Source organism: Lentzea sp. NPDC092896 (assembly GCF_044754905.1).
GTDB lineage: Bacteria > Actinomycetota > Actinomycetes > Mycobacteriales > Pseudonocardiaceae > Lentzea.
Window position 1 is genome coordinate 1,275,324 of record NZ_JBIVPX010000001.1, and the last position, 18,651, is coordinate 1,293,974.

The window sequence follows — 18,651 nt, forward strand, 5'->3', positions numbered from 1 at the left end:
TGGGTGGTGGAAGGGGGAAACTCATGCTCAAGACCACAGCGCTGCTCACGACGGCGCTAGTACTGCTGACCGCGGCACCCGCGACGGCGCACGCCAACGGCGACTGGGCGGGGTGGCAGAAGGACCTCAACGGATCCCGGCACAACGCCGCGGAGTGGCGGCTCAACGCGGGCAACGCCGGCAAGCTCAAGCTGAAGTGGGCGTTCGCCTATCCGAAGAGCGAGTTCAACGGCGTCCGCAGCCAGCCGGCGGTCGTGGGGGACACGATCTACTTCGGTGGCCCTGACCGGAAGTTCTACGCCAGGGACGCGCGCACCGGCAGGGCGAAGTGGGAGTTCACGCTCCCGACGGCCGCCCACTACACCTACAACTCCGACGGGCCGACGGTCGCCGAGGGCAAGGTCTTCTTCGGTGACAACGCCAGCCGCCTCTACGCGCTCGACCAGCGCACCGGCCGGTTGAGGTGGCAGGTGCAGATGGACGACGGCATCGCCTCGACCACGACCAGCTCACCGATCGTCCACAACGGACTGCTGTACGTGGGCACGTCCAGTGCCGAGAACACGCTGCCGGTCACGCACGACTGTTGCACGTTCCGGGGCCACATCGACGCCTACGACATCGACACCGGCGCGCGGGTCTGGCGCCACTACACGGTGCCGGAACCGGTCCAGGTCGGCACGTGGCCCAACGGCGCCAAGCGGTTCGAGCCGTCGGGCGCGGGCGTGTGGAGCTCGCCGGTGATCGACCGCAGGACCGGCACGCTCTACGTCGGCACCGGCCAGAACTACACCGGCAAGGGCGGCGAGTTCGACTCGCTGCTCGCGCTGAACGCCCGCACCGGCGCGGTGAAGTGGACCAACCAGGTCACCGACGCCGACACCTGGCGCGACGCGTGCAACACGCCGGACGCCGAGGGCTACTGCCCGGGGCTCAAGGACGGCACCAACCTCGACTACGACATCGGGGCCACACCGAACCTGTTCTCCGTCAACGGGCGCCAGCTCGTCGGCGTCGGCCAGAAGTCCGGTGTGTACCACGTGTTCGACGCCTCGACGGGCCAGGTCGTGTGGCGTCGTCAGCTCGGCGTGCCACTGCCCAGCGGTGGCGTCTCCGGTATCCAGTGGGGATCGAGCTACGACGGCAAGCGGCTCTACATCGCCACGTACTACGCCGAACCGGGCAAGCTCTTCGCCGTCGATCCCGGCACCGGCCAGGTGCTGTGGGAGACCCCGGCGCCCGAGGACGGCTGCACGACGGGCGGGGCCGCGGGCCAGCCGAGTTGCGCGCGGGCGCACGGCCTGCCGGTGTCCAGCACGCCGGGCGTGGTCTGGCTCGGCGCCGCGGACGGCAAGTTCCGGGCGTACGAGGCGAAGACCGGCAGGATCATCTGGACCTACGACACCGTGCAGGACGTTCGCGGTGTCAACGGGCTGACCGGGCGTGGCGGCACGATGTCCGGTCCCGGCACGGGCGCGGTGGTGTCGGACGGCATGGTGTACGTGCAGTCCGGCTACTACCCGGAGTTCACCAGCCCGAACGGCAGCGTGCTACTCGCGTTCGGTTTGTAGCTTCGCGCGCACGAGGTCGGTCGGAAGACCCGCCTCCGCAAGCAGTTCGACGGCCTTCTGCCAGGCCTCTCGAGCAGGCTCGGCGTCACCCGCGGCCGCGTGGGTGTCGCCGAGCTGTTCGTACGCGCCGGCTTCGTGCATGAGGTCGCCGCCGAGCCGGAACATCTCGGAGGACCGGGTGAACGCCTCGGCGGCCTTCGCGTGCTCGCCCAGCCCGAGATGACCCATGCCCAGGTTGTCCCACGCCTCGGCCTGGCCGATCAGGTGGTCCATCTCCCGCCACATCGGCATCGCGCGTTCGGCGTACCGCACGGTCTCCGCGTACTCGCCGAGCTTGCCGTGGCCCCACGCCAGCCCGGTCAGCGCGTTGGCCTGCCCGTAGGCGTCGCCGCACTCCTCGAACAACGCGAGCCCGCGCCGGGTGTGCTCCAGCGCCTCGGCGATCCGGTCGTCCGGGGTCAGCATCGCGATGTTCAGCAGCACCGCTGCCTGGCCCGCCGGGTCGCCCTCGTAGACGTCGAACGCGCGGCGCAGTGCGGCCGTGGCCTCGTCGGGCCTGCGCATGCGGCTCAGGCTGCGGCCCAGGTTGATCAGCGTGCGGCCCAGGCCGTCGGTGTCGTCGAGCTGCTCGACCGCGGCGACCGCGAGTTGTTGCGAGGTCAGCAGATCCCGGTAGCGGGCCTGGCGGTCCAGCGCGTCGGCGAGCGACCAGCCCATGAGCCACGTCTGGGTCGCGGTGCCGTGGGGCATCGCCGCCATCAGCGCCGGGTGCTCGGCCATGAGCCACGCCAGTGCTTCCTCGTGCGTGCCGAACCGCCCGACCACCGCGCCCGCGGCCGGTTCCGGTGTCGCCGGGCGCCGCCGGCTGGGCGTGTACGCGACGCCCGCCTCGACGCTCGTCAGCGCGAGGTGGTCGAGCAACCGGTGCAGCGCCTCGTCCCGTTCGCCGGCGAGGGCGAGCTCGGCCGCGTAGTCGCGGAGCAGGTCGTGGCAGGTGAACCGGCCCGGTTCGGGCTCGTCGAGCAGGTTCGCCCGCGCCAGTTCCGCGAGCAGCGTCCCGGTCTCCCGTTCGCCGAGCCCGGCGAGCGACGCGGCACCGGCGAGGCTGATGTCGGAGCCCGGCATGAGGCCGAGCAGCCGGAACAGCCGCAGCGCCGCGGGGCTCAACGCCTTGCAGGAGTGGGAGAACACCGAACGCAGGTCCGCCGTCACGTCATCGTCGTCGGCGAACGCGTCCAGGTCGGCCAGCTCGTCCGCCAGCGTCGCCAGCGGGAACTCCGGCTGCGTCGCCGCCCGCGCCCCGGCCACCGCGAGCGCGAGCGGCAGGCGGGCGCAGCGGCGGACCACCGTGTCGACCGCGTCCGGTTCCGCTCGCGCGCGGTCGTGCCCGATGCGGGCGGCCAGCAGTTCACGGGCGTCGTCGGGCGGAAGCAGTCCCAACGGCAACGCGTGGGAGTGCGCGGGTTTCAGCGTCGTGCGGCTCGTGATCACCACGTGTGCGTTCGGGGTGCGCGGTAGCAACGGCTCGATCTGGTCGGCGTCCGTCGCGTTGTCCAGCAACATGAGCACGCGTTTGTCCGCGAGCGCGTCCCGCAACAACGCCGACTGCCCGGCGAGGTCGTGCGGCACCTGGGCGCGCGGCACGTCGAGCGCGGAGAGGAACCGCAGCAGCGCGTCGCCGGGGCTCACCGCCGCTCCGCTCGGCCCGAAGCCGTGCAGGTTCACGTAGAGCTGGCCGTCCGGGAACCGGGCCGCCGCGCGGTGCGCCCAGTGCACGGCGAGCGAGGTCTTGCCGACACCGCCGGTGCCGGTGATCACCACGACGCCGTTCGGTTCCCGGTCGAGCTCCGCGAGCTCCAGCGCCCGGCCGGTGAACGGCTTGGGCGCGGCCGGCAGCTGCCGCGGTGCCGTGGCGGTCTGCAGCCGCCGGTGCAGGGTCGCGAGGTGCCGCGACGGTTCGGCGCCCAGCTCGCCGGCCAGCCGTTCGCGTACGACCTCGAAGTGCCGCAACGCCTCCGCCGCGCGTCCGCTGCCGTGCAACGCCTCGATCAGCTGGGCCGCGATCCGTTCGTCCAGCGGGCTGCCGGCGGCGAGCGCGTGCAGTTCGGGCACCAGCGCCGAGTGCTCGCCCTGGGCCAGCCGGGCGTCGACGTGGTCGAGCCGGGCGGCCAGCAGCTCGTCCGCGAAGCCGGCGCGTCGCTGCCGCGCCCACGGTGTGTCCAGTGTGGACAGAAGGGGTTTTCCGGCGAGGGCGAGGGCCTCGGTGGTGCGGCCGGTGCGCACGAGGTGCCGGAACAGGTGCAGATCGATCTCCAGCGGATCGACCCGCACCAGGTAGCCGGCTCCGTCGCGTTCGACCAGGCCGGGCAACGAGTGCCGCAGCCTGGTCAGCCACGTCTGCATCATCGCGCGGGCACGCGGTGGCGGCGCCTCACCCAGGACGCGCTCGACCAGTTCCTCGGCGCTCACCACCCGGCCCGCGTCCACGAGCAGGACGCCGAGCAGAGCCCCCAGCCTGGTCGGGCCGAACTCGGTCGTGCGATCGCCCGTTCGTGCCGAGACCCCGCCGAAGACCGTGAACCGCACGGTGATCACCGTAGTCGGTCCAGCGCGAGCCTCACAAAAGAAACGCCTCTCGCAGTTCCGCGACCATCAGCTCCGGCACCTCCAGCGCCGCGAAGTGCCCGCCCCGCGCCATCTCCGTCCACCGCACGACGGTGTGGTTGCGCTCGGCCATCCGCCGGATCGGCACGCCCACGTCGTGCGGGAACACCGCGACCGAGGTCGGTGTCGCCGACGGCGGTTCCAGCTCGCCCCACGTCTCGTCGCCCTCCTGGTAGTAGCGCGCCGACGAGCCCGCGGTCCGGGTGAACCAGAAGATCGAGACGTTGGTCAGCAGCGCGTCGAGGGGTACCCCGATCTCCGGGTCGCTCCACGTGTGGAACGCCCATTCGATCCACTCCAGCTGCGCGACGGGCGAGTCGGTGAGCGCGTGGGCGACCGACTGCGGCCGTGTGCTCTGCATCGACACGTAGCCGAACTGCTCGAACTCGTACCGGAAAGCCTTCTCCACGGACCTCCGCTCGGCCTCGACCTCCATGTCCGCCGTCTCCTGGGTGACGCCGGCGGAGAAGATCTGGTTGACGTGGATGGCCTTGACCTCGTCGCGCAGGCCGAGTTCACGCGTGAGCTTGGCGCCGAAGTCGTAGCCGTGCGCGAGATAGCTCTGGTAACCCAGGCGCCGCATGAGTTCCGCGAACACGTTCGCCACGCGGGGGATGGTCCAGCCGAGTTCGGTGGTGGGGCCGGAGAAGCCGAAGCCCGGCACCGACGGGATCACCAGGTGGAAGTCGCGGGCCAGCGGTTCGATCATCTCGTCGAACGCGAAGCCGGTCGCCGGCCAGCCGTGCGTGAGCAGGAGTGGTTCGGCGTTCTCGTTGGCGCTGCGGACGTGAATGAAGTGCAGCTGCGCGCCGTCGATCTCGGTGACGAACTGCGGGATCTTGTTGAGCCGCCGCTCCTGTTCGCGCCAGTCGAAGTTCCGCCACGCGTCCACGAGTTCCTTGAGGCGTTCCTGTGGCGTGCCCTGCGCCCAGCTCGCGCCTGTCGGTTCGTTGGGCCAGCGGGTCTGGTCGAGGCGGCGGCGCAGGTCGTCGATGTCGGACTGGGGGATGGAGATCTCGAACGGCTTCATGCCGACGACGGTATTTCGCCTGTAGGACAGTTATGGTCCTACAGTGGCCTCTGCTCGTTTGTTGAAGTTGCTCGGTCTGCTGCAGTCACGCCGTGAGTGGTCCGGCGCGGAGCTCGCGGATCGGCTGGGTGTCACCACACGCACCGTGCGCCGTGACGTCGACCGGCTTCGTTCACTGGACTACCCGGTGCACGCGTCCATGGGCACGTCCGGCGGTGGCTACCGGCTCGGGTCTGGCGCGCAGTTGCCGCCGTTGCTGCTGGACGACGACGAAGCCGTGGCCGTGGCGGTCGGGCTGCGCACCGCCAGTGGCATCGAGAACATCGGTGAGACGGCCGTGCGCGCGTTGCTGAAGGTCGAGCAGGTGCTGCCTTCCGCGCTGCGGCACCGGGTCGCGGCGCTGGAGATCGCGACCGTGCCGCACACCTCTCCCGCGCCCGCGGTCGACGCCGGGCTGCTGACGCTGGTCGGGACGGCCTGCCGCGACCGGCAGCGGATCCGGTTCGGCTACGTCGGGCACGCGGGGGAGCAGTCGCAGCGCGAGGCCGAGCCGCACCGGCTCGTGACGTGGGGCCGGCGCTGGTATCTGGTCGCGTGGGACCTCGCGCGGGAGGACTGGCGGACTTTTCGGCTCGATCGGATGAGCGTGCGGACCCCGTTCGGTGCCTGCTTCACGCCCCGTGAGATTCCGGGCGGCGACGCGGGGGCGTTCGTGGCGGCACGTGTCGCCGACCGGTGGCCGGTGCAGGGCGTCGTGCGGCTGAGCGTGCCCGCGTCGGAGGCCGTGGGGTGGCGCAGCTACGGCGAGGTTTTGGCTGTGGACGAAACGTCGTGCCAGGTGCGGGTCGGAGGCGAGACGATGGACGACGTGGTGTTCATGCTCGCGAGCATCACGGTCGAGTTCGAGGTCGTCTCCCCGCCGGAACTGGCCACGGCGTTGCTCCAGGCCGCGGACCGGTTTCGCAGGGCGGCGAAGTTCTAGAGAATTTCTCAGGGTCCTGACAGCAGACTCCTAGGCGCGCAAGGCTTAGTGGAGGTCAGGGAGGTCCGCCATGCTGATCGATCGCACCATGCCACTCTCCACCGTTCCTTTGGGCACCGCGCTCACCGTGACCCACGCCTCGGAACGCGGGCCGCGCAAGTACAACGCCGACGCCTTCGCGTGGAACCGCCGCACCTTCGTGGTCGCCGACGGCGTGGGCGACTCTCCCGCCGCCGCCGAAGCAGCATGGGCGGCCGCCCGAGCCGCGGCCCTGCTCGCCGACCCGGTCGCCGCGATCCTCGCCGCCCGCGACGCCCTCCAGGTGCACTCCGGCGACGCGGTGATCGTCGTCGCCACGGCCCGTCCCGACGGAGGCTTCGACGTGGCGTGGGCAGGCGACTCCCGCGCGTACGCCTCGAACGGCTCGGATCTCGTTCAGCTGACCACGGACCACACCGTCGCCGAGTACTTCCGCGAGCGCGGCATCAAGGCCGAACCGCGGATGGAGCACGTAGTCACGAACACCGTCCGCCACTCCACGTCCGAGAACATCGGCCGTGCGGCGACTCGCGCACCGCGGCTTGCCCTCGTGTCCGACGGCGTCTACGGACCGTTGGGACACAACGGGATTGACGCGATCATGTCCGGGAACGCCTCGGCAGAGCGTTTGGTGCGTGCGGCTCTGTACGCGCGCGGCACCGACAACGCGACGGCTTTGGTCGTCAGCTGACCTTCCGCTTCTTCTTGCTGGCCTCGACGCTGCGCTGCAACGCCTCCATGAGGTCCATGACCCCGGTGGCCTCGGCGGGTTCGTCCTCGACCTTGACCTTGCGGCCCTTCTGCTTCGCCTTGATCAGCTTGGTGACCCGCTCGGTGTAGGTGTCGCGGTAGTCCTTGGGCCGCCAGTCGTCGGCCATGGACTCGACCAGCGACACCGCCATGTCGAGTTCCTTGCCGCGCGGCGCCCGGCCTTCCGGCACCACGTCCAGCACGTCCTTCGGCTTGCGGATCTCGTCCGCGAAGAACAGCGTGTGCACGGCGAGGACGCCCTTGTCCTCCGTCAACGCCGTCAGGTACTGCTTGCCGCGCATGACGAACATGGCGATGCCCGCCCGGTTCGTCTTCTTCATCGCCTGCGCGAGAAGCAGGTACGGGCGGGAGAACTCGGGCTTGGCAGGCCCCAGCCAGTAGGTCTTCTGGAAGTGCACCGGGTCGATCTCGTCGATGTCGACGAACGCCTCGATGTCGAGCGTGCGGCTGCGGCCCGGCGCGATCTCGTCCAGTTCCTCCGGCTCCACGACGACGTACTCGCCGCTGTCGACCTCGTGCCCCTTCACGATCTTGTCGTAGGGCACCTCACGCCCGGTGCGCTCGTTGACGCGCTTGTAGCGGATGCGGTCGGACGTGCCGCGCTGGAACTGGTTGAAGTGCACGGTGTGGTCCTCGGTGGCGCTGTACAGCTCCACCGGGATGCTCACGAGTCCAAAACTGACCGAACCGCTCCAGATCGCCCTCGCCATGCAGGTCAGGTACCCACCGGAGCGTGCGGTTACTCGTCGAGCAGCCGCAGCCCTTCCTGTGCCCACGCGATGCGCGTCCTGGCCACCGCCGCGTGCCCCGCGAACACGTGCGCCTTCAGCCGCGCCATCCGGTCGTGCTCACCGACGGGCCGCTTGCTCATGCGTTCCCTGAGCAGCTCGGTGTCCTTGGCCAGCAACCGGGCCTGGTGCGCCTCGGCGTGCTCCAGCGCGTCCTCCTGCTCGCTGATGAACTCCTTCAGCACGCGCTTGGCCGACTCGGCCGGTACCAGGTCGAAGTACAGCGCCTGCACCTCCAGGGCGTCGCGCGAGGGAGGGATCGGCAGCGGTGTGCCGATCCACTCCCGCAGCTCCGCCATGCCCGCGGCGGTGATCGCGTAGACCGTGCGGGTCATCCGCGTGCCGCGCTGCTGTTCCTCGCCCTCGATCAGGCCGTTCTCCTCCATCTTCTTGAGCGCCGGGTAGATCTGGCTCTGCGGAGCCGACCACACCCACCGCGTCGAGGCGCCGAAGAGTTGCGTGAGCTCGTACCCGCTCATCGGCCGCGCTTCGAGGACGCCCAGCAAGACGTGAGGAAGAGACATGTATCGATGTTAACGTTTTCCGGTTCAGGCCGTGGCGATTCGCATCGTGACCGTCCTCGCCTCGGTGAAGAACTCCTTGCTGTGCGCACCGCCTTCACGGCCGATGCCGGAGGCGCCGAACCCGCCGAACGGTGCCCGCAGATCACGCACGAAGAAGCAGTTCACCCACACGTTGCCGCTGTTCAGACTGCCTGCGACGCGGTGCGCGCGGTGCAGGTTCTCGGTGAACAGCATTGCCGAGAGGCCGTACGGCGTGTCGTTGGCGAGCTTGACCGCCTCGTCCTCGGTCGCGAACGGCGTGACCGTCACCACCGGGCCGAAGATCTCCTCGCGCAGCACGGGGGAGTGCGCCGGGGGGTCGAGGACGATGGCGGGCCGGACGAACCAGCCCGGTGCGGCGCCGCCACCGAGCACCTTGGCGTGCCCGGTGGCCTCGCCGTCGAGATAGCCGGTGACCTTGCGGTAGTGCTCCTCGCTCGCCAGCGGGCCCATCCGGGTGGCGGGATCCTTCGGGTCGCCGAGCCGCAACGCCGTTGCCGCCTGGGCGAAGCGCTCGACGAACTCGTCGTGCACGCCCTGCTGCACGTACAGCCGCGAGCCCGCGAGACACACCTGGCCGGCGTTGCCGAACGCCGCCTCGACCGCCCACTGGACCGCGCTGTCCAGGTCGGCGTCGTCGAAGACCAGGTTGCAGCCCTTGCCGCCCAGTTCGAAGCTCACCGGGGTCAGGTTCGCCGACGCCGCCCGCGCGATCGCCTTGCCGGTGCCCGATTCGCCGGTGAACGTGATCCGGTCGACGGCGGGGTTCACCGTGAGGGCCTCGCCCGCGGAACCGGGCCCGAAACCGTGCACGACGTTGAACACGCCGTCTGGAATCCCTGCCTCCAAAGCGAGTTTCGCGAGCAGGTAGGCGGAATGCGGGGTGTCCTCGGCGGGCTTGAGCACCACCGTGTTGCCCCACGCCAGCGCGGGCGCGACCTTCCACGTCTCCAGCATCAGCGGGTAGTTCCACGGCGCGATCGCCGCGACGACCCCGGCGGGCGCGTGCTGGACGTAGGTGTGGTGGCCCGTCGCCGACGGCAGGTGCTGCGACTCGGAAAGCCTGGCGTGGTCGGCGAAGAAGCGGAAGTTGAGCGCGGAACGCGGCACGTCCTTGGACTTCGCGGCGGTGATCGGCTTGCCCATGTCGCGGGTGTCGGCCAGCGCGAGTTCGTCGGTGTGCTCGTCCATCAGGTCGGCGAGCCGGTGGAGGAGCTTTCCGCGTTCCTCGAACGACATCCGCGGCCACGGGCCGTCGTCGAACGCCTTGCGCGCGGCCTTCACCGCCTCGTCCGCCTCGCGCGCGCCGCCCAGGGCGACGGTCGCGTAGGCCTCTTGCGTGTACGGGTCGACGTCCTCGAACGTCCCCCCGTCCGCCGAGTCGGTCTCGACGCCCCCGATGACGTGCCTGATGCTCTTCATCGCTCCAACTCCCGTTCCAGCAACGTCTTGCCGCCCGCGCTCCAGTGCTGCGGCGGTACTTCGGTCAGCAGCACCCGGACCTGCTCGTCCCGGACCCCGAAGCCGTCGCGGACCGCCTCGTGCACGGTCTGCAACGCCTTGCGCAGGGTTTCGGGGTCACGGCCTTGCGCCACCTCGATGCGCACGATCGGCATGTCAGCTCCCCACGGTCAGTCGGCCGAGGTTGGTGAACTCCACGGACACGGTCGTTTCCAGCGGTACCGCGTCCGTGACACCGCCGGTCAGCACGATCCAGCCCGCCTCGATCCGCTTTCCCCTGCGCGCCAACGTGTTCGCGGCCAATGCGAGTGCCTCGGCCGGGTGACCCTGCACGGCCGCACCGGTCGCGGTGCAGACGATCGAGGCGCCGGACGAGAGCACACAGCCCTCCAGCGCGAGATCGAAGTCGGGGGAGCGGCCGACGGTCCCCGTCACGAACGCGCCGGAGGAGGCGTTGTCCGCCACCACGTCCGGCAGCGTGAAGCGGAAGTCCCGGTAGCGGCTGTCGATGATCTCCAGCCCCGCGAAGACCTTCTCGACCGCGCAGATGGCCGTCGCCGCCGTCACTCCAGGCCCTTCGAGTCCGCGGCCCATCACGAACGCGATCTCCGGCTCGACGCGCGGGTGGATGAGCGCCGGCACCGGAACACCTTGCGGCAGCACCATCGCGTCGGTCAGCCACGCCACGAGCGGCGAGTCGACGTTCATCCGCTGTTGCTTGGCCCGCGACGTCAGCCCGAGCTTCACGCCGATCAAGGTCTCGCCCCGCGCCAGCCTGAGTCGGAGCGTCTCGTCCTGGATCGCGTAGGCGGTGTCCAGGTCCAGTTCGGGCCAGGTGTCGCTCAACGGGTCGCCGTCGACGCGCTCGTCCTCGCGTCGCAGCAGTTCCGCCGCGGCGCTTTCGACAGTCCAGTTCACGCGGGGGCTCCAACGAGTTCACGGGTGCGGGGGAAGGCGGCGACGGCGGCCGCGCCCAGCACGGCGACGACGGCGAAGAAGTAGAAGTTCCAGCCCGCGCCGAGACTGGAGTCGATGATCAGGCCACCGACCGCCGGGCCGAGGATCGCGCCGAGCCGGCCGACACCTAGTGCCCAGCCGATGCCCGTCGCCCGCACGCTCGCCGGATAGGACCTGGTCACGTGGGCGTTGATCAGGTGCATCGTGCCGATCGTGCCGTACCCGGCGACGGCGATCAGGGCGTAGATCGCGACCTGCCCCGGGTTGGTGCTCAGCGCCGCCGCGCAGATCGCCGCGAGGGCGAACGAGCCGAGGATGATCGGCTTCGCGCCGTGCCGGTCGGACAGTCGCCCGCCCAGCAACGCGCCGACGACCGAGCCGAGGTTGAACACCAGCAGGAAGCTCAGCGCCGAACCCAGCGGGTAACCGGACGCGCGCATGATCTCCGGCAGCCACGTGTTCAGGCCGTAGACCAGCAGCAGGCCGCAGAACGACGCCGCCCAGAACAGGATCGTGCGCCGCAGGTAGGGCCGTTGGACGAGCGTGCGCACGCCACTGCCCGTGTGCTCGGACGGCACCGGAACCGGGACGCCGATCCGTGTGGCGAGCGCCTTCGCCTCGTCGTGACGGCCGCGTGTGACCAGGTACTCCAGCGACTCCGGCAGGTAGCGGAACGCCAGCGGCAGCACGACGATCAGCGGCGCGGCCCCGATCAGGTACATCACCCGCCATCCCGCCGTGGGCAGCAACGGGATCGCCAGCGTCGCGGCCATGATGCCGCCGATCGCGTACCCGGACTGCATTGCGGCGTAAGTGAAAGCGCGGTGCTTCTCGGCCGCGTACTCGATCGTCAGCGTTGCCGCGGTCGGCATGAGCCCGCCCAGACCGATGCCCGCGAGGAACCGCAGCGCCAGGAACATGTCGGGCGACGTGGCCGCCGCGCATGCCGCCATCAGCACGGAGAACCACGCGACGCTGAACAGGAAGGTCCTGCGCCGCCCCCAGCGGTCGGTGAGCGTGCCGACGAGCAGTGCGCCGACGAGCATGCCGACCAGCGCGGCACTGCCGATCGTGCCCGCCTGCGCCGCGCTGATGCCCCACTCGTCACGCAGGGCCTTGATGGTGGTGCCGTAGACCACGAGGTCGTAACCGTCGAAAGCGAGGGCGAGACCGCACAAAACGATGATCAGCAAACGCATGACGCTTCCTTACGCGCTGAGGGGACGGCGGAGCTGGGGCTGGGTCTGCACGCGCTGGGTCGGCCCGTGCCACATGTCGATCGCGTCCGGCTCGGCAGGGTCGAAGACCCGCGGAACCCAGTCGTCGTCGAGGTTCCGGACGCCGTAGGAGTACTCGTAGGTGAGGCCCTCTGGCCCCTTGAAGTAGACGAAGATCGCGGTCGACTGCGGGTGCCTGCCCGGCCCCATCTCGATCTCCACGCCCCGCGCCTGCAGGAACCGCCAGTTGCGCATGACGTCGTCGAGCGAGTCGACCTGGAAGTTGATGTGGCACAACCCCGGTTCGCTGCCGCGGAACACCGCGAGCTTGTGGTGCACCGGGTCGAACCGCATCAGGCACGCCCAGTCGCCGATCCAGTCGGACACCTTGACGTTGAACAGCTTCGACCAGAACCGGTACGCCTCCTTGACGTCCGGCGCGTCGAAGCAGATGTGCCCGAACTCGGTGATCCCCGCCGTCCGTCCGAAGTGGACCGGACGGGCGAGCTGCACCTGCCCGTGCACGAGCTCGATCCGGTTGCCGAACGGGTCGTCGAACGCGATGAAGTCCTCGACGCGCCTGCTCCGAGCCTGCTTCGGCGTACCACGAGCAACTTCGACGCCCGCCGCCTCGAGTTCTTTCTCGGCCGCTTCGAGCTCATCGGGACCGCGGAGGCTGAACCCGGAGGCGAGCACTCCCGCCTCGCCCTCCTCGAACGCCAGGCAGTGGTGCCGCCGGTCAGCGCGGAGGTAGGAGACCCCGTCTTCCTGCGCGACCAGTTCCATGCCGACGACGTCGACGGCGAACGCCACCGCCGCGCCGATGTCCGCCGTACCGGAACGCACGTACGCGATGTCGTGCAACGTGATCATGACTGTCCCCTTCGGTCGGCACGCAGGTGTGCCCAGAGCCGGCTCAGCAGTTCGGTCTCGGCGGCGAGCCAGGCCGCCTGTTCGTCCGTGGACAACGCACGCGGCCGTCCGGCGGCGGCGGCCTGCGCGTTGATCCGCGCTGACACCTCGAGAAGCCACATCCGCGCCACGGCCTGCCCGACGTCAGCGCCGACGGTCACCGCGCCGTTGCCCCGCATGAGGAGCGCGGGTGCGTTGCCGAGGGTCTTGGCGAGTTCTTCGGCGCGTTGCCGGTCCCGCACGAGCCGCGGGTCGTCGAACACGGGCACCTCGGGCCCGAGGAAGGCACCCTGCCCGTGCAACGGCCGGATCGGCACGCCCGCCGACGCCAGTGCGGTGGCGGTCTCGGGCTGGGCCCGGCAGATAGCTCGCACGTCCGGCCGGGCCCGGTAGACCGCGAGGTGGATCCACGCCTCCTTCGGCGTCCCCTCGGGCAGTTCGTCAGCCGCGAGGTCGAGGGGGATCGGGGGCTTGGTGAGCGATCCCAACGGCTGCGGCGGCGTGATCAGCACCTGCCCACCGACGAGCACCGACACGTGCCCGAACGCCGTGACCAGCCCGGCGTGTGCGGTGGTCAGCGCCGCGTCCAGCAGGTCTTCTTCGACCTCGCGTGACTTCATGGTGTCGGACCATACGTGTATGGAGATACCTATCGCTAGACGTCGGCGATATTTCTATCGATACAGATATGTGTCGGCGGTTGCTACGGTTCGCAACCGTGAGAGTCGTCGTGCTGTCCGACACGCACGCGCCGCGGTTCTGGAAGCGGTGCCCTGCCTCGGTGGCGTCACACCTGCGGTCGGCGGACCTGATCCTGCACGGCGGAGACGTCTGCGTGGCACCGGTGCTCGACGAGCTGGCTCAGTACGCGCCCGTAATCGCGGTGTGCGGCAACAACGACGGCCCGGACGTGGTGGCGTGGGGCGCGCCGGACGTGGTCGAGGCGGACATCGGCGGGCTGCCGTTCGCGATGATCCACGACAGCGGCCAGAAGGCCGGCCGGATGGCGAGGATGCGCCGCCGGTTCCCCGCTGCCCGGCTCGTCGTGTTCGGGCACTCGCACATCCCGTGGGACGAGCAGGAGGACGGGGTCCGGGTGTTCAACCCCGGCTCGCCCACGGACAAGCGGCGTCAGCCGCAGGGCACGATCGGGCTGCTGGAGATCGAGGACGGCGTCCTGCTGGAAGCCCGGATCGTGCCGGTCACGCGCTGATCCGCAAGGCATGACCCACCTCATGGGCACCGCCCTCCTCGGCAGCACCCGCCAGTGGGCCACGTACCTGGACATCGCCCACCCCGGCCCCAAGCCCGCGGACTGGGACACCCGGCTGCGTCAGATCACCGCGAAGCTGGAGGAGCCCGGCCGGATGAAGGTCCTGCAGGCCATGGGCAAGATCTCGCCCGCCCGACGCCGGTGAGCACCTGGCCCGCGTCACCCGCCGGTCCTGGTCGTGCAGGGCATCCTCGACCCCGGCTGGGCCTCACCGCCGGCGGAGGGCGAGGCGATCGCCGCTGACCTGCCGGCCGGGCTGGGCGCGCTGGAGATGATCGAGGGGGCGGGCCACTACCCGCACGTCCAACTCCCCCGGCAGACCCTCGCCGCGGTGCTGAACTTCCTCGGCAGGGCCTAGCTCTCGGAGGGTTCGAGGAGGACGAGCGGCACCTCGCGGTCGTCGGCGGCGCGGGCGCGCATGTCCGCGAAGAACGGGTAGAGCCCGTCCGCGTAGGCGAGCCATCTGTCGCGCTCCGGGCCCTCGGTCACCCTGGCTGTCATCAGTCTGCGATCCGGGCCGTCCTGCAGCTGGACGACCGGGTCGGCGACGAGGTTGTGGAACCAGTTCGGGTGGCGTGCCTGGCCTCCGGCCGATGCCCCGATGGCGTAGACGCCGTCGCGTTCGATGCGCATGAGGGCGACTTTCCTGAGTTTGCCCGAGCGTGCGCCGCGCATGGTCACGACGACCACCGGGCCGCCCATCATGGTCGCGCCTTCGCGGCCGCCGGTGCGTTCGTAGAGTTCGACCTGTTCGCGGGTCGCCGGGTCGGGGCTGGGAACGTACTCGCCCTCGAGCAGATCCTTTGCGGCGTCAGGGGTTTCCGCCTGGCTGAGTCGCGGATGGTGCTGGGCGAGGAACTCCCGGTAGCTCGTGGGCCGGTAACCGATCAGCCGTTCGAGATCTCCGGTGTTCTCGCTGAACGCACCGCCGGCGATCGCGATGACCCAGGAGGTCAGGAACTCCGCGACCTCACGCGGGAAACCGTGTGCGAGATGGCTCTCGGTGTACTCCTCGGCGGTGACGGGCAGGTAGGGCACGTCGGAGCCGTGGATCTCCGTCAGCGCGTTCGCGAGGTCGCGGAACGAGACCGCCTCGCTGCCGCTGAGGGTGTAGGTGGTGTTCTCGTGGCCGTTCTGGGTGAGCACGGCAGCGTTGGCGGCGGCGAGGTCGTGCCGGGTCGCCGGTGCCACCGTGCCGTCGCCTTCGGGGACTCGCACGCCTGTGTCGTAGGCGTCGGCGCCGATGTAGGCGCCGAGGCTCTCCGCGAACGTCGGGTGGCGGAGGATCGTGTAGGTCAGGCCTGAGGCCTTCAGCGCGTTCTCGGCGAAGATGTCGCCGTCGGTGACGCCGATCTGCCGGGCGTCGGAGTCCTCGCGGCGCTGGACGGCGGTGAAGATCACGTGCCGGACGCCGGCCTGCTTCGCCGCCGTGATCACGTTGGCGTGCTGGGTGTCGCGGTCGGTGAAGGCCTCCGCGGACACCAGCAGCAGCCGGTCCACGCCGGCGAACGCCTCGACGAGCGAGTCGTGGTCGAAGTAGTCGCCCTTGCGGATGTCCACGCCTTGCCCGACCAGGTCGGTGGCGCGTGACGGGTCACGGGCGAGTCCCGCGAGGCGGTGTGGCGGCACCTGGGTGAGCAGGGCTTGCAGGGTCAGGCGCCCGAGGTTGCCCGTGGCGCCGGTGACGAGAAGCTTTTCCATGGGGGAGCAGTCCTTCCGGTGGTTCAGTCGGGGGTCGCGTCGTCGAGGGAGATCACGGTCTTGCCGACCGTCCGGCCGCTTTCGGTGAGCGTGTGGGCGGTCCGCATGGTCTCCGCGGTCAGGCCGTGCAGCGTGGTCGTGGCGATCGGGCGCATGCGGCCCGCGACGACGTCCCGCGCTGTGCGGGCGAGGATCCGGCCCTGGCTGCTCGGGTCCCCACCGGCGGTGATCTTGCTGAACACCATCTCCGTGTGCAGCGACAGGGATTTGTCCGTGAACGCGCCGAGGTCGACGGGGCCGGCGGCGTCGATGAAGGCCAGGTGGCCGAACGGCCGCAGGACCTCCGTGATGGATCCCAGGTGGCCGCCGGTCCCCGCGGTGGAGAACACCGCGTCGACCGTGCCGATACCCGTCGCGCGTAGCTGCCCCGGCAGGTCGCCGTGATGGTCGACGACCAGATCGGCGCCCATCTCCGTGACCCACCGCGCCGACTCAGGGCGTGACGCCGTGCCGATCACGAACGCGGACGTCGCCTTCAACAGCTGTGTCGCCATCGAACCGACGCCTCCCGCCGCTCCGATGACGAGCACGCGGCCGACGCCCGCGGGCAAGGAGTCCTGATCGCGGAACAACGCCTCCCACGCCGTGAGCACGCCGATGGGCAGGGAGGCGGCGTCGGTGAACGAGAGTTCGTCCGGGATCTTCGCGACGACCCGGTGGTCGACCGCGACGCGCTCCGCCCAGGCCCCGTCCCGGGTGACGTCGCCGGTCCCCATGACGCGGTCACCGATCGCGAAACCGGTGGCGCTCCTTCCCGTGGCGACGACCACCCCGGCGAACTCCCAGCCGAGGACGATCCGGCCGCCGGGCGCGGCACCGCGCGTCCTCCGGATCGCGGCCTCGCCGGGGTTGACGCCGATCGCGGCGACCGCGACCAGGACGTCGCCGTCGCGCAGCCGCGGTTCCGCGACGTCGACCAGTTCGATGGCGAACGCGTCGAGTGGATGAGCCTTCTCGTAGACGAGTGCCTTCATGGCTCAGTCCAGCTTCACGGCGTGCAGGGCGGAGAGCACGGCGCCCAGCTGCATCAGCCGGCCACCTTCGCGCAGTGACCCGGCGTCGACCGGGGCGAACCCGATGCCGTCGAAGACCGCACGGAAGTCGGCTTTGGCCGCGTCGTCGTCGCCGGCGTGGAACAGCAGCTGCCTGCCTTCCGCGTGCCGTGGATCGGCGGCGATGTACTGGGCGTAGAGGGTGTTGAACGCCTTGACCACCCGCGCGCCCGGAGCGCGCTGGGCGACGAACTCGCTGGCGGTCTCCACCCCGAGGTCCTCCACCGCGGGTGGCGCGAAGCCGGAGTTGGTGGTGTCGACGAGGATTCGTCCGTCCCAGGAGGACAGACTGGACAGTGCTGCGCCGACCTGCGGCCACGTCACGGCGAGGAACACCATGTCGGCCGTGGCGGCCTCCTCGGCCGTGCCCGCGTGGGCGAGCGGTCCCAGCCGGGTCACGACGTCGAGCAACGTCTCCGGGCCGCGGCTGTTGCTGAGCGTCACCTCGTGCCCGGCTGTGACGAGGTGACCGGCGATGGCCTGCGCGACCGTCCCGGCGCCGATCGTTCCGAAGCGCACGACGAGCTCCTTCCACTTATTGATGACGATCGACATCAATAAGAATGATGATGCTCGACATCGTTGGCTTGTCAAGGCGCTGTCGTTCGTGGACACCCGTTTTGATGATGGGTAACATCGCAGGCAGGCAAACGTCGGCCCTGGTCGTAGAGGTGCCGTGCCAAGCCAGGGAGGCGGTCGAAGTGCCCCGCATCACACAGGAGCAGAAGCGGCTCAACCGCGAGAAGATCGTCGGCGCGGCCGGCGAGGGCTTCCGGCTTCGTGGCATCGATGGCATCGGCATCGAAGAGCTGATGAAGTCCGCCGGCATGACCCACGGCGGCTTCTACAACCACTTCGCTTCGAAGGACGACCTGGCCCTGGCTGTCCTCCACGAGGGTTTCACCGACTCGCTGGCGGCTCTGGAAGCCATCCGCGAGTCGCACCCGCGCTCGGCCAGGGCGGCCCTGCACGACATGGTCGACAGCTACGTCAGCCCGCACCACCGCGATCACCCGGAGATCGGGTGCGCCTCAGCCGCCCTGGTCTCCGATGTCGGCCGCCACGGCACCGACGCCCAGGCCGAGTACAAGCGCGGACTCGACGGCTACTTCGCCGCCATCACCGAGATGCTGCTGGAGCGGGCGCGCCAGACCGGCGCGGAGCTCACGCCCGCCGAGGCCCGCGAACGCGCCGTCGCGCTGTTCAGTCAGATGGTCGGGGCGATGATGGTCGCCCGCGCGGTCGCCGACGCGGATCCCGCGCTGTCCGACGAGGTCCTGACGGTCAACCGCAAGCGCCTCAAAGCGCGGTAGCCGGCCGGACTCAAACGGTGATCACGCAGCCGTGGTCGTCCTGCGCCGCCGCGTCCGAGTCGTCGAACCAGTGGCCGTCCGAGCCGAGGTAGCGGAAGCGCAGCGTCGTGCCACGAGGAACGACGACCGCGGCGGTGCGGCGTCCGTTGGAACGGGCACGGAGCTCGGTCGCCCCCGGCGTCCAGCCGTTGAAGTCGCCGACCACGCTCACCGGTCCCGGCGGCTCGTGGCGGGGCAGCGCCCAGGTCACCCGCACGTGCTGATCCTTGGCAGGCACGATTCGGATCATCCGCTCGT

At 70.2% G+C, this 18,651-nt stretch carries 21 protein-coding genes; 7 read left to right on the forward strand and 14 right to left on the reverse strand.

Going from position 1 to position 18,651, the window contains the following annotated elements; translation table 11 throughout:
- Nucleotides 1-23: 23 nt before the first annotated feature.
- Complete coding sequence (locus tag ACIQF0_RS05675; RefSeq protein ID WP_401024840.1) at nt 24-1,571, forward strand: PQQ-binding-like beta-propeller repeat protein; 1,548 nt, start codon at nt 24-26, stop codon at nt 1,569-1,571.
- Here ACIQF0_RS05675 and ACIQF0_RS05680 read toward each other — a convergent pair.
- The gene (locus tag ACIQF0_RS05680; RefSeq protein ID WP_401024842.1) at nt 1,551-4,157 is read right to left on the reverse strand and encodes a BTAD domain-containing putative transcriptional regulator; all 2,607 of its coding nucleotides are present in this window, start codon (nt 4,155-4,157) and stop codon (nt 1,551-1,553) included. The genes ACIQF0_RS05675 and ACIQF0_RS05680 overlap by 21 nt on opposite strands.
- A 31-nt stretch (nt 4,158-4,188) precedes the next feature.
- Nucleotides 4,189-5,265, reverse strand: coding sequence for an epoxide hydrolase family protein (locus tag ACIQF0_RS05685; RefSeq protein ID WP_401024845.1), 1,077 nt, complete (start codon nt 5,263-5,265; stop codon nt 4,189-4,191).
- Nucleotides 5,266-5,308: 43 nt separating this feature from the next.
- On the opposite strand from ACIQF0_RS05685, the gene ACIQF0_RS05690 reads away from it, so the two are divergent.
- On the forward strand, nt 5,309-6,247 hold the full coding sequence (locus ACIQF0_RS05690) for a helix-turn-helix transcriptional regulator (RefSeq protein WP_401024848.1): 939 nt from the start codon (nt 5,309-5,311) through the stop codon (nt 6,245-6,247).
- A gap of 70 nt (nt 6,248-6,317) precedes the next feature.
- Nucleotides 6,318-6,977: a PP2C family protein-serine/threonine phosphatase gene (locus tag ACIQF0_RS05695; RefSeq protein ID WP_401024850.1), complete on the forward strand. Its 660-nt coding sequence runs from the start codon at nt 6,318-6,320 to the stop codon at nt 6,975-6,977.
- On the opposite strand, the gene ACIQF0_RS05700 is transcribed toward ACIQF0_RS05695, so the two are convergent.
- The 8 genes from ACIQF0_RS05700 to ACIQF0_RS05735 form a co-directional block, all read right to left on the reverse strand.
- Nucleotides 6,970-7,725 carry a Ku protein gene (locus ACIQF0_RS05700; protein ID WP_401024852.1) on the reverse strand — a complete coding sequence of 252 codons (756 nt, stop codon included), beginning with the start codon at nt 7,723-7,725 and terminating at the stop codon, nt 6,970-6,972. The two genes, ACIQF0_RS05695 and ACIQF0_RS05700, sit on opposite strands and share 8 nt — an antisense overlap.
- Before the next feature lie 71 nt (nt 7,726-7,796).
- Nucleotides 7,797-8,369, reverse strand: coding sequence for a PadR family transcriptional regulator (locus ACIQF0_RS05705; RefSeq protein ID WP_360033296.1), 573 nt, complete (start codon nt 8,367-8,369; stop codon nt 7,797-7,799).
- A gap of 24 nt (nt 8,370-8,393) precedes the next feature.
- Nucleotides 8,394-9,830, reverse strand: a complete 1,437-nt coding sequence (locus ACIQF0_RS05710; RefSeq protein WP_401024855.1) for an aldehyde dehydrogenase — start codon at nt 9,828-9,830, stop codon at nt 8,394-8,396.
- On the reverse strand, nt 9,827-10,024 hold the full coding sequence (locus tag ACIQF0_RS05715; protein WP_401024857.1) for a 4-oxalocrotonate tautomerase family protein: 198 nt from the start codon (nt 10,022-10,024) through the stop codon (nt 9,827-9,829). The genes ACIQF0_RS05710 and ACIQF0_RS05715 overlap by 4 nt, the downstream gene beginning before the upstream one ends.
- A 1-nt stretch (nt 10,025) precedes the next feature.
- A complete protein-coding gene (locus ACIQF0_RS05720; RefSeq protein WP_401024860.1) occupies nt 10,026-10,787 on the reverse strand; it encodes a 2-keto-4-pentenoate hydratase in 762 nt (253 codons plus the stop codon).
- Entirely contained in the window at nt 10,784-12,025 is a 1,242-nt protein-coding gene (locus tag ACIQF0_RS05725) for an MFS transporter (RefSeq protein ID WP_401024862.1), read from the reverse strand. Before ACIQF0_RS05725 ends, ACIQF0_RS05720 begins: the two co-directional genes overlap by 4 nt.
- 9 nt (nt 12,026-12,034) lie before the next feature.
- Nucleotides 12,035-12,916 (reverse strand): VOC family protein, encoded by an 882-nt coding sequence (locus ACIQF0_RS05730; RefSeq protein ID WP_401024865.1) that lies wholly within the window; start codon nt 12,914-12,916, stop codon nt 12,035-12,037.
- Nucleotides 12,913-13,575 (reverse strand): class II aldolase/adducin family protein, encoded by a 663-nt coding sequence (locus ACIQF0_RS05735; protein ID WP_401024867.1) that lies wholly within the window; start codon nt 13,573-13,575, stop codon nt 12,913-12,915. Before ACIQF0_RS05735 ends, ACIQF0_RS05730 begins: the two co-directional genes overlap by 4 nt.
- 98 nt (nt 13,576-13,673) lie before the next feature.
- Between ACIQF0_RS05735 and ACIQF0_RS05740 the strand changes: the two genes are divergently transcribed.
- Genes ACIQF0_RS05740 through ACIQF0_RS05750 form a run of 3 tightly spaced genes read left to right on the forward strand, consistent with a single transcriptional unit; the run spans nt 13,674 to nt 14,586 of the window.
- Complete coding sequence (locus ACIQF0_RS05740; RefSeq protein WP_401024870.1) at nt 13,674-14,168, forward strand: metallophosphoesterase family protein; 495 nt, start codon at nt 13,674-13,676, stop codon at nt 14,166-14,168.
- Between the two features lie 10 nt (nt 14,169-14,178).
- Nucleotides 14,179-14,373 (forward strand): hypothetical protein, encoded by a 195-nt coding sequence (locus tag ACIQF0_RS05745; RefSeq protein ID WP_401024871.1) that lies wholly within the window; start codon nt 14,179-14,181, stop codon nt 14,371-14,373.
- 33 nt (nt 14,374-14,406) lie between these two features.
- A complete protein-coding gene (locus tag ACIQF0_RS05750; protein WP_401024873.1) occupies nt 14,407-14,586 on the forward strand; it encodes an alpha/beta fold hydrolase in 180 nt (59 codons plus the stop codon).
- Here the strand turns inward: ACIQF0_RS05750 and ACIQF0_RS05755 are convergent.
- From ACIQF0_RS05755 to ACIQF0_RS05765, 3 genes are read right to left on the reverse strand one after another with little or no spacing between them, the layout of a single operon-like run.
- Complete coding sequence (locus ACIQF0_RS05755; protein WP_401024876.1) at nt 14,583-15,929, reverse strand: nitroreductase/quinone reductase family protein; 1,347 nt, start codon at nt 15,927-15,929, stop codon at nt 14,583-14,585. The genes ACIQF0_RS05750 and ACIQF0_RS05755 overlap by 4 nt on opposite strands.
- Nucleotides 15,930-15,952: 23 nt before the next feature.
- Entirely contained in the window at nt 15,953-16,963 is a 1,011-nt protein-coding gene (locus ACIQF0_RS05760; protein WP_401024879.1) for an alcohol dehydrogenase catalytic domain-containing protein, read from the reverse strand.
- Nucleotides 16,964-16,966: 3 nt separating this feature from the next.
- Complete coding sequence (locus ACIQF0_RS05765) at nt 16,967-17,596, reverse strand: NADPH-dependent F420 reductase (protein ID WP_401024881.1); 630 nt, start codon at nt 17,594-17,596, stop codon at nt 16,967-16,969.
- Between the two features lie 146 nt (nt 17,597-17,742).
- On the opposite strand from ACIQF0_RS05765, the gene ACIQF0_RS05770 reads away from it, so the two are divergent.
- The gene (locus tag ACIQF0_RS05770; RefSeq protein ID WP_401024883.1) at nt 17,743-18,354 is read left to right on the forward strand and encodes a TetR/AcrR family transcriptional regulator; all 612 of its coding nucleotides are present in this window, start codon (nt 17,743-17,745) and stop codon (nt 18,352-18,354) included.
- A gap of 10 nt (nt 18,355-18,364) precedes the next feature.
- Here the strand turns inward: ACIQF0_RS05770 and ACIQF0_RS05775 are convergent, their stop codons facing one another.
- Nucleotides 18,365-18,631: an isoamylase gene (locus tag ACIQF0_RS05775; RefSeq protein WP_401024885.1), complete on the reverse strand. Its 267-nt coding sequence runs from the start codon at nt 18,629-18,631 to the stop codon at nt 18,365-18,367.
- Nucleotides 18,632-18,651: the final 20 nt, after the last annotated feature.